At 40.3% G+C, this 13,450-nt stretch carries 11 protein-coding genes and 1 pseudogene; 11 read left to right on the plus strand and 1 reads right to left on the minus strand.

What is annotated here, in order from left to right:
• Positions 1 to 8 precede the first annotated feature (8 nt).
• The 7 genes and pseudogenes from FZ945_RS09365 to FZ945_RS09395 form a co-directional block, all read left to right on the plus strand.
• Positions 9 to 224 (plus strand): DNA-directed RNA polymerase subunit omega, encoded by a 216-nt coding sequence (locus tag FZ945_RS09365; RefSeq protein WP_021092120.1) that lies wholly within the window; start codon positions 9 to 11, stop codon positions 222 to 224.
• Positions 211 to 2,400: a RelA/SpoT family protein gene (locus FZ945_RS09370; RefSeq protein ID WP_148804083.1), complete on the plus strand. Its 2,190-nt coding sequence runs from the start codon at positions 211 to 213 to the stop codon at positions 2,398 to 2,400. The genes FZ945_RS09365 and FZ945_RS09370 overlap by 14 nt, the downstream gene beginning before the upstream one ends.
• Before the next feature lie 9 nt (positions 2,401 to 2,409).
• Entirely contained in the window at positions 2,410 to 3,618 is a 1,209-nt protein-coding gene (tyrS, locus tag FZ945_RS09375) for a tyrosine--tRNA ligase (protein ID WP_148804085.1), read from the plus strand.
• Positions 3,619 to 4,710, plus strand: coding sequence for a nitronate monooxygenase (locus tag FZ945_RS09380; protein ID WP_103615368.1), 1,092 nt, complete (start codon positions 3,619 to 3,621; stop codon positions 4,708 to 4,710). It abuts the gene before it with no gap.
• Positions 4,707 to 6,152: an N-acetylmuramoyl-L-alanine amidase family protein gene (locus tag FZ945_RS09385; RefSeq protein ID WP_148804087.1), complete on the plus strand. Its 1,446-nt coding sequence runs from the start codon at positions 4,707 to 4,709 to the stop codon at positions 6,150 to 6,152. The genes FZ945_RS09380 and FZ945_RS09385 overlap by 4 nt, the downstream gene beginning before the upstream one ends.
• A complete protein-coding gene (gene mnmC / locus FZ945_RS09390) occupies positions 6,149 to 8,023 on the plus strand; it encodes a bifunctional tRNA (5-methylaminomethyl-2-thiouridine)(34)-methyltransferase MnmC2/FAD-dependent 5-carboxymethylaminomethyl-2-thiouridine(34) oxidoreductase MnmC1 (protein WP_148804089.1) in 1,875 nt (624 codons plus the stop codon). The genes FZ945_RS09385 and mnmC overlap by 4 nt, the downstream gene beginning before the upstream one ends.
• 10 nt (positions 8,024 to 8,033) lie before the next feature.
• Positions 8,034 to 8,270: pseudogene (locus FZ945_RS09395) on the plus strand (tRNA (adenosine(37)-N6)-threonylcarbamoyltransferase complex transferase subunit TsaD); the annotation flags it as partial.
• Between the two features lie 42 nt (positions 8,271 to 8,312).
• Here the strand turns inward: FZ945_RS09395 and putP are convergent.
• Positions 8,313 to 9,800, minus strand: a complete 1,488-nt coding sequence (putP, locus tag FZ945_RS09400; RefSeq protein WP_148804091.1) for a sodium/proline symporter PutP — start codon at positions 9,798 to 9,800, stop codon at positions 8,313 to 8,315.
• A gap of 148 nt (positions 9,801 to 9,948) precedes the next feature.
• Between putP and FZ945_RS09405 the strand changes: the two genes are divergently transcribed.
• From FZ945_RS09405 to FZ945_RS09420, 4 genes are all read left to right on the plus strand, one after another.
• A complete protein-coding gene (locus tag FZ945_RS09405; RefSeq protein ID WP_012140157.1) occupies positions 9,949 to 10,659 on the plus strand; it encodes an amino acid ABC transporter permease in 711 nt (236 codons plus the stop codon).
• Positions 10,652 to 11,380: an amino acid ABC transporter ATP-binding protein gene (locus FZ945_RS09410; RefSeq protein ID WP_148804093.1), complete on the plus strand. Its 729-nt coding sequence runs from the start codon at positions 10,652 to 10,654 to the stop codon at positions 11,378 to 11,380. The genes FZ945_RS09405 and FZ945_RS09410 overlap by 8 nt, the downstream gene beginning before the upstream one ends.
• Positions 11,381 to 11,391: 11 nt before the next feature.
• Positions 11,392 to 12,162, plus strand: a complete 771-nt coding sequence (locus tag FZ945_RS09415) for a basic amino acid ABC transporter substrate-binding protein (RefSeq protein WP_148804095.1) — start codon at positions 11,392 to 11,394, stop codon at positions 12,160 to 12,162.
• Positions 12,163 to 12,291: 129 nt separating this feature from the next.
• The coding region (locus FZ945_RS09420) for a cache domain-containing protein (protein WP_148804128.1) at positions 12,292 to 13,450 on the plus strand (1,159 nt) is incomplete at its 3' end.

Here is a 13,450-nt window from a genome sequence, read left to right on the forward strand (position 1 = left end):
GGATAAAAATGAGAACAGAACAAATCACAGCAAGAGCGCTAAAACAAGTAGGAGATGACAGATATAAGCTTTCACTTATCGTTGCAAAGCGTGCAGAAGCGCTAGCAAATGGTGCTATAGCTTTAGTCGATGTTGATACTTCAAAGATGAAATTTGCTGACATCGCACTACTTGAAGTGGCTGAGGGCAAAATAGGCTTAGAGGCAATAGTTGAAGGAAAATAGTCTTTTTTTAGAGCAGTTAATCGAGCAAATTTTAGCTTGTAAAAACGTTTCAGAAGCGATAAAACTGCTCTTTTCTCTTTGTGAAAGAAGTGAAATTTTAGACAAAGCTATCGACAGCTGCGTCACATCTCACGCTGGACAATACCGAAAAAGCGGCGAACCATACGCCATCCACCCCATCTTAGTAGCCTCTATCGTTGCAAACATGGGTGGCGATGAAAGTATGGTCATAGCCGCACTTCTTCATGACGTGGTCGAAGATACCGACGTAACGTTAGGTGAGCTTCAGGCTGAATTTGGCGATGAGGTTGCAAAGCTAGTTGAAGGGCTTACAAAGATAGTTGCCATTAGAGAAAATAAGCTTGCAAGCTCAGATAGCAACGAAAAACTGGCAAGCTCGGCGCTAACTTTTAGAAAGATGCTCTTAATCTCCATAGAAGACGTCAGAGTCCTTGTCGTAAAGCTTTGCGACAGACTTCACAACATGCTAACGCTTGAAGCGCTAAGGCCTGAAAAGCAAAAACGTATAGCTGAAGAGACGCTTATGGTTTATGCTCCGATCGCTCATAGGTTGGGAATTTCATCGATCAAAAACATACTTGAAGATCTAAGCTTTAAGTATGCGATGCCAGAAGAGTACGCCAAGATCGATAGCTACTTAAACAAAAACAAGCAGCAGCTTAGCCTAAAACTAAATGCTTTTCACGAAAAGGTAAGTCAAATTTTACTTGAAAATGGCTTTATCGAGGGCACTTTTGAGATACAAAAACGCATAAAACACTACTACTCGATCTATCTAAAAATGCAAAGAAAGGGCATTTCTATCGAAGAGGTGCTTGACTTGCTTGCCATTAGGATCATCGTGCAAAAGCCGCTTGATTGCTACCTGGCACTTGGAAATTTACATATAAACTTTAACCCTTTAATTTCTAGATTTAAAGACTATATCGCGCTTCCAAAGCAAAATGGCTATCAAACGATACACACAACCATTTTTGATAACAAAAGCATCTTTGAGGCGCAAGTTCGCACTTATGATATGCATAAAACCGCTGAATACGGTGTTGCTGCGCACTGGAAATATAAAAACGGCGAGGGCAGCCTCTTAAATCCAAAGCTTGACTGGCTAAATGACATCAGCATGCAAAATAGCGAGAACGAGGGCAACGTCGAAGAGCTTTATGAATACGCAAAAGATAGCCTTTATATCGAAGATATCGCAGTTTATTCTCCAAAGGGAGAGGTCTTTACATTGCCACGTGGTGCTACGGCGCTTGATTATGCTTATGAGATTCACTCAGAGATCGGACTTTACGCAAAAGAGGCTTATATAAACCGCGTTAGGATGCCGCTTCTAACAGAGCTAAAAAATGGCGATATCGTTAGGATAGTAACTGGCGAAGAGGCTAAATTTCGCTGTTCGTGGATAAATAGCGTGCGAACAGGCAAGGCAAAGGCGACGATAAGGTCATTTTGCAAGCAAAAGATCAAAGATATAAACTACAAAATGGCGATAGATATCTTAAAATCAGTATTTAATGTCTCAAAAGATAGAATTTTAGAGTGGGTAGAGAGTGAAAATTTAGGCAAAAAGGTCTTTCGCGCGGCAACTGATAGCGAGTATTTGCAAGAAGTGGCAAATATGCTTAAAAAATACATTAGAAAGGAGCGCCCTTTTATGATCTCTTTGGGCGACAAATACCAGATCAAAAAGCAAAAATTTGAAAACATAGTGATCTACTCAAATCACAAAATTTCAAATGTCGAGTTTGATTATTGCTGCAATCCAAAAAGGGGCGATAGCATAGTTGGCTTTAAAAATGGTCACACCGTGACAGTGCATCACAAGCTTTGCGAGCGCGCTGGTAAGCTCATGGATAAAGGCGATGAGATCATCTTTGTCAAATGGACGAGAAATGCCCCACATAGGTATAAAATTTTATTAAATTTAGAAAACAGAAAAGGTGCGTTGGCTGAATTTTTAACATATCTTGCTAGACTTGATATAAATTTAGCTACAATCTCGCTAAACGAAGCAAATGATCTTAGCGGAGATACGTTTGAAATAAGCGTCGAAATAGCAGAAAACATAGATGCAAACGAGATCAAAGAGAAGATCAAAGATAGATATAAGATTATTGATTTTGTTTCGCAAAGCGACCCATATCATAATTAGGAGAGAAAAATGGTTCAAGATATAGATGATATTTTACAAGAGATAAACCGCGGCGTTGCTGAGATGATCGATGCTGAGAGAGTTGAAAGCTTAATTAAAAATTATTATGAAAAAGGCGAAAATTTCTACGTAAAAGCAGGCTTTGACCCAACAGCTCCAGACCTTCACCTAGGTCACACAGTCGTTTTAAACAAGATGGCTTTGCTTCAAAAACATGGTGCTATCGTGCAGTTTTTAATAGGCGATTTTACCGCTCAAATAGGCGATCCAACAGGCAAATCAGCCACTAGAAAAAAGCTAGATCAAGAGACCGTTTTAAAAAATGCTAAAACTTATGAAGAGCAAGTTTTTAAAATTTTAGATCCTAAAAAAACCGTGATAATGTTTAACTCAAAATGGTCAAATGAGCTTGGCGCTGCTGGGCTGATCGAGCTAACTAGCACATTTTCAGTAGCTAGGATGCTAGAGCGAGATGACTTTGAAAAGAGGATAAAAGCGGGCAATCCTATATCAATCTCTGAGTTTATGTATCCGCTTCTTCAAGGATATGATAGCGTTGCTATGAAGTGTGACATCGAAATGGGCGGCACAGATCAGAAATTTAATCTTCTAATGGGCAGAACCTTGCAGCGAACATATAATATCGGCAAAGAGCAAGCTGTCATCATGATGCCACTTCTTGAGGGGCTTGATGGCGTAAATAAAATGAGTAAGAGCCTTGGCAACTACATCGGCGTAACTGAAAATGCAAATGATATGTTTGCAAAAACGCTTAGCATAAGTGACGAGCTTATGTGGCGCTGGTACGAGCTACTAAGCACAAAAACACTTGGCGAGATAGAAGAGCTGATGAATGACGTAAATAGTGGCAAATATCATCCAAAAAAGGCAAAAGAGGATCTTGCTTATGAGATAACAGCGAGGTATCACGGCGAGGGGGTAGCAAAGGCTGCTATGGCTGAATTTAATAGCGTGCACTCTCAAAATCAGCTCCCAACAGATATGAAAGAATTTAGCTTAAAAGCTCCAGTTTGGATAGTTGAAGCCTTATCTCAGTGTGGGCTAAGTGAGTCAAATTCTCAAGCAAGGCGAGATATAAAAGCAAACGCAGTTAGCATCAATCAAGAAAAAATTAGTGATGAGCAGTTAAAATTAGGAGCAGGCGAGTATATCTTGCAGGTTGGAAAGCGTAAATTTGCGAAGATAAAGGTTGAATAAATGGAGTTAAAGCCGTTAAAAATAGGTAAATACGAGATAAAATACCCGATATTTCAAGGCGGTATGGGGCTTGGCATCAGCTGGGACAAACTAGCTGGCAATGTGAGCTTAGAAGGCGGTCTTGGCATAATTAGCTCAGTTGGCACAGGCTACTATGAAAACCGCAAATTTATAGATAAAGAGCTAAACGCAAAGCCTTTTGGAAGTGAAAATTTCTACTCTACAAGAGGCCTTCGAGCTGTCATAGAAAATGCACGTAAAATTTGCGGTGACTTGCCACTTGGCGTAAATATAATGTATGCTGCAAACGACTACGCAAGGGTTGTAAAAGACGCTTGCGAGGCTGGTATAAATATCATAGTCTCTGGTGCAGGTCTGCCTACAAATTTACCTGAATTTACACAAAATTTTAAAGAGATAGCACTTGTGCCGATCGTCTCAAGCGCAAAAGCACTAAAGATCATCTGTAAGCGCTGGCTTCAACGATATGAGCGCTTGCCAGATGCTGTCGTGCTTGAAGGACCACTAAGTGGCGGCCACCAGGGCTTTACATACGAGCAGTGCCTTGATCCTGAGTTTTCACTATTTAACCTCATCCCACAAGTAAAAGCTGAGATCAAAGAGTGGGGCGACTTCCCTCTCATCGCAGCTGGTGGAATTTGGGATAAAAACGACATCGAAAAGGCGATATCGCTTGGAGCAAATGGCGTTCAAATGGGCACACGCTTCATCGGCACACACGAGTGCGACGCAGACATCGGCTTTAAAGAGGTCATACTAGCAGCTGAAGAAAAAGACATCGAGCTTATAAAGAGTCCAGTTGGCTACCCAGCTCGCGGGATAAGAACAAATTTGATAAATTTAGTCGATAAAAGAATGGGTCCAAAGATCCAATGCATAAGCAACTGCGTAAGCCCTTGCCAAAGAGGCAAAGAGGCAAAGCAGGTGGGATACTGCATCGCAGATAGGCTATTTGACGCATATAGCGGCAAAAAGGAGAGTGGGCTATTTTTCACGGGAGCAAACGGCTACAAACTAAAAGAGCTAATAAGCGTAAAAGAGCTAATGCATAAGCTGGTACATGGTGAATGAAACGGGTTTTAATATCTCTTTTTCTAGCATTTAGCTTTCTTTTTGCGGCGACAAATTCGGAGACTTTTGCAAAATTTGATAGAAATTTTATGGCTCTAAATAGAAGCGCTAAGATCAAGCTTCACAACGATATAAAAAATATCTACGTTGATGCGATCATCAAAAACGACAAAAACACAAAAAAGCAGGCACTTACTAGGCTAATAACAAGCTCAAAGGCGCTTGGCTTTGACTCAAGTGCATATATAAGAGACCTAAATGCGATAAACGGCGTAAAAGGTGCCAGCGCGCCAGCGGTTTCGCCAGCTTTAACGCTACTAAGCGCTACAAAGGTAAATGACACCTTGGTGCTTAAATTTAACACAAAGCTAGATACCGCAAAGCTAAAAACATCGTTTTTAAAACAGCAAAACGCCTACAAAAACATCATGGACATCGATGGCAGGCTAAATGGCAACCCACTAACATATAAAAATTTCATTTCAGACTACATCCACATCTCTCAGTATGACAAAAACACCGTTAGGATCATTTTTTCTGACAAGGTGCAAAAGACGATAAAGGCAAATGCAACTGGGGACTTGCTAATAATCAGCGCTCAAAATTTCATCTCAAATGAAAATGTAAGAGCGCCACTTCATAAGCTTAAAAATAAAAATGAAAAGCCAGCACAAAGCGCAGTAGAGCCAAATTTAAAGTCTGAGCCAGCGCAGAGTGAGCCAGTAGAAGAGCCTTTACCTCCAGTTGCGGCGGGTAAGTTTTCACGCAACAAAACGATCGTCATCGACCCAGGGCATGGTGGCACAGACCCAGGCGCTGTAAATGGAAAACTGCAAGAAAAAACAGCCGTTTTAGGTGTAGCCAAAAAGCTTGGAGAGATACTAAAATCTCGTGGCTACAAGGTCTATTTCACCAGATCAACTGACGTTTTTATAAATTTAAGATCAAGAACTAAATTTGCAAACGACAAGATGGCTGACCTCTTCGTCTCGATCCACGCAAACGCCGCTCCAAACGCTACAAAAGCAAAGAGTATGCACGGCATCGAGACATTTTTCTTATCACCTGCAAGAAGCGAGCGCAGTAAAAACGCAGCCGCACTTGAAAATAAATCAGACATCGAAGAGATGAACTACTTTTCTCAGCAGACGTTTCTAAACGTGCTAAACCGCGAGAAGATCATCGCTTCAAACAAGCTTGGTATTGACATCCAAAAGGACATTTTAGCAAGCGCTAGAAAGGTATATGCAGCCAGCGACGGCAGCGTGAGAGAGGCGCCATTTTGGGTACTCGTGGGCGCTCTTATGCCAGCGGTTCTTGTAGAAATCGGCTACATCACACATCCAGTCGAGGGCGAAAAACTATTTAATGAGGCCTATCAAAAAGCCCTTGCAAACGGCATTGCAAACGGCATAGATGGATATTTCGCAAAAAATAGATGACAAATGCAAATTTAAGCTTTAAAGGGCAAATTCCATTTAACGAAGAGTTTGGCGACATCTACTTTAACACCGAAAAACCCTGGCTTGAGAGCGAATTTGTCTTTGCGAGCGCACTTGATGAAATTTGGCAGAGCAAAGATAGCTTTATAGTCGCTGAGACCGGCTTTGGTGCTGGGCTAAATTTCTTCACACTTTGTAAGAAATTTAAAGCTAGCCCCAAAAAACTTCACTTCGTTAGCATCGAAAAAAGTCCTATCAAAAAAGAAGATCTTTTAAAAATTTATGAAAATTTAGGCATTTTTAAAGCTTATGCTAAAAAGCTAGTTTCACTCTATCCACTGCTAATCTCAGGCATACACCGCATAAATTTCGCCCCAAACATCACCCTTGATCTTTGCTACGGCGAGGCAGATCAAATTTTGCCTGAACTTGATTTTAGTGCTGATATCTGGTTTTTAGACGGCTTTGCCCCAAGCAAAAATGGCTCGATCTGGAGCGAAGAGGTTTTTAAGCAGATCGCAAGGCTAAGCAGGATTGGCACCATAGTTAGAACCTACTCGTGCGCAAAAATGGTAAAAGTAGGGCTAAAAAATGCTGGCTTTTTACTGAGCCTAAAAGAGGGCTATGCTAGAAAACGCCAGATGAGCAGCGCCGTGCTAGAGAAAAAGGATGAAAATTTAAAGGATGCTTGGTTTGCGAGGTGCGAGCCAGTTGCCAGCGTAAAAGGCAAAACAGCGCTTGTTATAGGAGCAGGTGTGGCTGGACTTGCCACTGCTGGAGAGCTAGCCAAAAATGGCTTTAAAGTGGTGATCGCCGAGGCAAAGAGCGAGGTCGCGACAAATGGCTCAGGCAACCACTGCGGCGCCTTGATGCCACTAGTTACGAAGCCTGGGGTAAATTTAGGCCGCATGCACATAAATGCGTTTTTGCAAGCAGTGAGATTTTACAAGGCAAATTTGCCAAAAAGTCTCATCAAATTTAATGGCTGCATCGACTATGCATTTGATGATGAGCTTGTCAAGCGATATGCCTCGTGGCAGGATCAAAGCGCGGAGGATCTTTTTAAATTTGATGAGAGCTTAAAGCCATATCCTGGGATATTTATAAAAGAGGCGGCTTATGCTAGACCAAGAGAAATTTGTAAATTTCTATCAAGTAACTTTGAAATTTTATTTAACCACGAGTATGAGAGCAGGACGCACCTGCAAAATGGCAAGATAAGCGTTAAATTTAAAAATAAAAAAAGCTTGGAGGCTGATATCTTGGTCTTTTGCACAGGCAGCAAGAGTAGCGAGATATTTAAAGGTTACGACATGCAAATAAGTAGCGTCCGCGGCCAAGTCACGCACCTAAAACCAGTGCTAAAAAATGAGCTACCACTAAGCACAAAAGGCTACATCTGCCCAGCCGTAAAAGGCGTGCAAGTCATCGGCGCAACCTACGCTAGAAATGAAATTTGCGACACGCCTAAAGACGAGGATAACGCTAAAAATTTAAGCGACGTGAGCGAGTTTTTTGACACCACAAAAGCCACTATCATCGGCTCACGTGTGGGATATAGAAGTTACAGTGGAGATAGGTTTCCGATAATTGGCGCCCTGCACGATGAGGAGTTTTACAAGCAAAACTACAAAGGGCTATTTTGGAGTAAAAATAAAGATAACAACAAAAAAGCAAGCTACGAAAAAAATCTCTTTGTAAATTTCGCTCACGGCTCACGTGGCCTTGGCACAGCGATACTTGGAGCAAATTTGATAACGGATCTTGTGCTTGCACGCCCACTTTGCATAGAAAGATCGCTATTTTTTGAGCTACACCCTGCTAGATTTTTGATAAGAAAACTGAAAAAGGGGATAAAGTATAAAATTTGATTTTATAAAATTTAAACATTTTGGCATGCTTAGCAGAGCGAGCGCAAATTTAAATTTACGCAAAAGGCTTGAAACTCTTTGCCAAAAAAATGAGTGTGAACTTTTGCTAGCCCCACTTGCGTTTTGCTCTGATAACGCGCTGATGATAGCAAGAGCTGGTCGAGAAAAATACCTAAAAAAAGAGTTTATCTCGCATGATAAGCTAACTATAAATCCAAGGGTTAGTTTTAAGAAGTTTGAAATTTAAAATTAATTTGATGGTGGCTAAAGCTAGCCACCTTGCTTAAATTTAAAGCCTTGTCTTCATCTTTTCAAATTCATCTTTTATCACTTGCTCGTGTGGCTCGCTAGTCATTTTATTTATCGCGTCGCCCCAGATACTGACCATGATGATGGCTAGGCTTGAGGTTAAAATGCCAGGTAAAATTTCATAAACATAGGCATTTAGTCCTGATGTTATCCAAAATATTACGGTCGCACCGCCAGCTATCATGCCAGCAAGCGCTCCAAGTGCGCTCATACGTTTCCAGTAAAGGCTAAAAAGCAGCACCGGACCAAAGCTCGCGCCAAATCCAGCCCAAGCGTTGCCAACGACGTTTAGAACGTTATCTGTCGAGATAAAGGCAAGCACTGTGGCAATTAGCGCTACGACCACGACCGCGTAGCGGCTGATCGCTGTTTGTGTGCTTTGGCTCACCTCTTTTTTATAAAAGGCAAAGATAAAGTCCTTTGTGACCGAGCTTGAAGTGACTAAGAGCTGACTTGAGATGGTACTCATGATCGCTGAAAGCACGGCTGAGATGATAATGCCTATAAAAAATGGTGGGAAAAGTAGCTCACCAAGTTTTAAAAACACTGTCTCAGGATCGCTTAGTCCGCCTCTTTGGCTAAAATAGACAAAGCCGATAAGTCCGCTCATGATAGCACCAAATAGGCCGATCGTCATCCAGCCGATGCCGATCCTTCTTGCCTTTGCAAGCTCTTTTGAGTCGCGTATCGCCATAAATCTAACGATGATATGTGGCTGTCCAAAGTAACCAAAGCCCCAAGCTAGAAGGCCCAAAATGCCCCAAAAAGTCTGGTCTCTAAATGGATTTAGGTGATTTGCATCAAGCCTGCTTATCTCTTTTATCAAATTTGTATCGCTTGGCAGGTCTAAATTTAGATATGCCACGACTGGGATCGAAACTAGGACGCAAAACATCAAAAGCCCCTGAAATGCGTCAGTTATGCTAACAGCCTTAAATCCGCCAAAAAATGTGTAAAAGACTACGATTATGAGCGTAAAGACCGCTCCGTATGCAAATTTTAAGCCAAAAAAGCTCTCAAAAGTCTTGCCACCAGCGATGATGCCACTACTTACATAAAGTGTGAAAAATATCAAGATGATAAGACCTGAGATGATCCTTAAAATTTTCGTCCTATCTTTAAAGCGGTTTTCTAAAAAATCAGGTATCGTGATGCTGTCGCTTGCAACCTCAGTATAGACCCTAAGTCTTTTTGCTAGAAATAAGTAGTTGCAGTAAGCTCCCACGATAAGACCAGCTATCATCCAGACATTTGCAACGCCAGTTGCGTATAAGGCCCCGGGCACGCCAAGTAGCATCCAACCACTCATATCAGAAGCGCCAGCACTAAGTGCGGTGACGACTGGACCCATTTGGCGGTTATCCAGTAGATACTCGTTCATACTTGCGTTTTTATCGTAGAAATATCGTCCGATAAAGAGCAAGAAACCAAAATAGATGGCGATGGCTAAATAAGACCCAAAGCTCATAAAATTCCTTTCAAATAAAATAAAACGCTTATGTTATTATAAATTCATTTAAATTTCAATGAGCTGGCTTATTCCTTAAAAAATTTTAAGCAAAATGATATATTTTTTTTCGTATCATTTAAGGCTACATTTTAAAGAAAGGACGAAGTTGAACGCTCAAAATTTAGCCAAATTTCTATTTTTTATAATAATCGTCTCACTTGGAACATACTTTTTCTATCCAAGAGATCTTAGTGAGGCGCAAGAGATCGCATATATCAAAAGTTACGGAGTAACACTTGGCCTTACGATAGGTGGTATCGCTATAGGCATCACACTTGGATTTATTTTAGCTTTTATTAAATTTTTAGATATCAAGGTCTTAAATTTCGTCATAGATGAGTATATCGACATCTTGCGTGGAACGCCTGTAATACTTCAACTTCTAATATTTTCTGTGGTGATTTTTGCCACTTGGAGCGATAACTTCTACGTCGCTGTGATCGCACTTGGCTTAAATAGCTCTGCATACGTAGCCGAGATCGTAAGAAGCGGCATAAATAGCGTCGATAAAGGTCAGATGGAGGCAGCTAGGGCGATGGGGCTAAACTACTACGTTTCGATGCGTGAGATAGTCTTCCCACAAGCTACTAAAAATATCTTGCCAGCACTTGCAAATGAGTTTATCTCACTTTTTAAAGAGACCTCAGTCGTTGGCTACATAAGCGTCGTTGATATTACGATGCAAAGTAAGAGCCTTCAAGCGGTCTTTTACAGCCCAGAGCCAGTTATTTTTACGGGCATTGTATATTATGTGAGCGTTAAATTTTTCACTCTTTTGGTGAAACTACTTGAGAGGAGACTAAATCGCCATGATTGAGATTAAAAATTTAAACAAAAGCTATGGCGATTTGCGTGTTTTAAATGATATTAGTGTTGATATCAAAAAGGGTGAAGTCATAGCGATAATTGGTCCAAGTGGCGGTGGAAAAAGTACATTTTTACGTTGTATAAACCGCCTTGAAGAGCCAGATAGCGGGCATATCAAGATAAATGGCAAAGATATCCTCAATAAAAAATCAGACATAAATAAAATTCGCCAAAAAGTGAGCATGGTGTTTCAGCACTTTAACCTTTTTGCAAACAAAAACGTCTTGCAAAATTTAACTCTAGCTCCGATAAAAGCTGGGATCTTAGATAAAGAGAGTGCTGAGAGGAGGGCAGATGAGCTGCTAAAGAGCGTTGGGCTAAGCGATAAGAAATTTGCCTACCCGCATAAGCTCTCAGGCGGTCAAAAGCAGCGTATAGCAATCGCTAGAAGCCTTGCAATGGAGCCGGAGGTGATACTATTTGACGAGCCAACAAGTGCGCTAGATCCTGAGATGATCGGCGAGGTGCTTGATATCATGAAAGATGTCGCAGCAAAGGGCATAACGATGCTTGTTGTAACTCACGAGATGGGCTTTGCAAGAAACGTGGCAAATAGAATTTTCTTTATGGATAAAGGCAAGATAGCAGTTGATGACACACCAAAAAATGTCTTTACAAATCCGCAGCACGAGCGCCTGCGAGAGTTTTTAGGTAAAATTTTAAATCACTAATAAGGAGTAAAATGAAAAATTTATTAAAAGTTCTAGCGTTAGGGTTAGCCCTGTTTTTTATAGGTTGTAGTGATGATAGTGGCAAAAAAACCGCTACAAATGCGCCAGAAGCTAGCAAAGAGGTAGTTTATAAGGTGGGTTCAAGTGCTGATTATCCTCCTTTTGAGTATCTTGATGATAAAAATCAAATCGTTGGCTTTGAGATCGATCTTTTAAATGAGATCACTAAAAAAACTGGGATAAAATTTGACATTGCAAATATGAGTTTTGATGGGCTAATACCTGCTTTAAAAACAGGCAAGATCGATATCGCGATAAGCGGCATGAGTGCAACTGATGAGAGAAGAAAGTCTGTTGATTTTACTAAGCCATATTATTTTTCAGAGAATTTATTTATCCGCAAAAAAGGCTCAGATGTAAATAAAGACAACCTTAAGGATAAGAAAATTTCAGCTCAAGTTGGCACACTTCAAGAAGAGGCAGCTAAAAATATCACAACTCAGTCAATCCCAGCTGAAAATGTAGCGGCAGCTATAATGTCACTAAATGCCGGCAAAATCGATGTTGTGCTTACTGATAGCCCAATAGGTGTTGAGTTTTTAAAACAAAATCCAGACTTAGAGGAGTTTTTAAGACTTCCTGACGGCACAGAGGGCTTTGCGATGGCATTTGATAAGGGCAAACATACTGATCTTATCAAAAAGATAGATACTGCGATCGAAGAGCTACAAAAGTCTGGCGAATTTGACAAAATGCTCGCTAAATACGACCTTAAAAAATAAATCCTAATATAAATTTGCAAGAGGCAAAAATGCTTCTTGCAAAAAATATCACAAATTTCTAATTTATAAAATTTAATATTATTTAAATATATTGTAATAAAATTGTCAATTTAATTTAAGGAGAACGCAATGAAGTCACTCAGGATGAGAACGGCACTTGTGCTAAGTGTCATGCTTTTGGTTTGTGTCAGTGTGGTTGGTCTTGTGACCTATAACATGGCTAAAAATTTATATACCGACAGGGTCGAAAGTAAAGAATTCCCACTTGCTGTCAATGAAGTTGGTTATAAAATAGAATCTTACATTGATAAGATAATCGACGCTTCTTATCAGATAACTCAAAATAGCTTTTTAATAGACTGGGTCAAAAATGGCGAGGACGAGCACGGTAGAAAGGTCTTGTTTGACTATTTTCAAACTCTTGCTAAAAATTTAAAGCTAGATACAATAATGTTTGGCTCAGATAGAACCCTAAACTACTACGTCGAAGATAAAATTTTAAAGGTCATTAATCCAGAAAATGACAAATGGTACTACGCCTTAAAAGATGGCAGCAGCCCAAGCCTAATCGACATCAACAAGGCTGAAGACGGCAGCGGCAAGATAATGATGTATATAAACTACAAAGTTCAAAAAGATGATAAATTTTATGGCATCGCAGCAACTGGCGTAAATTTAAGCGAGATAGTAAATTTTGTCCAGTCACAAAAGATAGGTCGTGGCGGTAAATTTCTACTAGTCGATGAAAAAGGCGACATCAAGATCGGTAAAGACGTAAGCGGGAACCTAAAAGATATAGTCGGCGATGCAAATCTCAAAAGACTTCTCAGTGAAAATGGTGGTTATGTCTCACTAGAAAAAGATGGCAGAAATTTATTGATTGGCTCAAAATATATCAAAAATATGGGCTGGTATCTTATCGGTGAGCTTGATAAAGACGAGCTTTTAGAGGATCTAAACTCGCTTGCATATGCATCTGTCGGAGTGCTTGTAGTAGTGCTTATTTTAGGATTATTACTCTCACTTTATCTATCTTCATATCTTTTAAAAATCATCCTCAAACTAAAAACAGGCCTACTATCTTTCTTTGATCTACTTAACTATAAGACAAATAAAGCAGACCCTATATATATAAATTCTAAAGATGAATTCGGCGTTATGGCACAACTCATAAACGAAAACATCAAAAAGATACAAGACACTGCTAATCAAGATGCTACTGCTGTTAATCAATCAGTATCAACAGCTAAAGAGATAGAAAAAGGAAATTTAAAAGCTAGGATCACAG

Source organism: Campylobacter concisus (assembly GCF_902460535.1).
GTDB lineage: Bacteria > Campylobacterota > Campylobacteria > Campylobacterales > Campylobacteraceae > Campylobacter_A > Campylobacter_A concisus_AS.

Excerpts from the sequence above, each read along its gene's own strand:
- FZ945_RS09365 (WP_021092120.1), top strand. The coding sequence starts at position 9 with ATGAGAACAGAACAAATCACAGCAAGAGCGCTAAAACAAGTAGGAGAT.
- tyrS (WP_148804085.1), top strand. The coding sequence starts at position 2,410 with ATGGTTCAAGATATAGATGATATTTTACAAGAGATAAACCGCGGCGTT.
- FZ945_RS09380 (WP_103615368.1), top strand. The coding sequence starts at position 3,619 with ATGGAGTTAAAGCCGTTAAAAATAGGTAAATACGAGATAAAATACCCG.
- FZ945_RS09385 (WP_148804087.1), top strand. The coding sequence starts at position 4,707 with ATGAAACGGGTTTTAATATCTCTTTTTCTAGCATTTAGCTTTCTTTTT.
- mnmC (WP_148804089.1), top strand. The coding sequence starts at position 6,149 with ATGACAAATGCAAATTTAAGCTTTAAAGGGCAAATTCCATTTAACGAA.
- putP (WP_148804091.1), bottom strand. The coding sequence starts at position 9,800 with ATGAGCTTTGGGTCTTATTTAGCCATCGCCATCTATTTTGGTTTCTTG.
- FZ945_RS09410 (WP_148804093.1), top strand. The coding sequence starts at position 10,652 with ATGATTGAGATTAAAAATTTAAACAAAAGCTATGGCGATTTGCGTGTT.
- FZ945_RS09415 (WP_148804095.1), top strand. The coding sequence starts at position 11,392 with ATGAAAAATTTATTAAAAGTTCTAGCGTTAGGGTTAGCCCTGTTTTTT.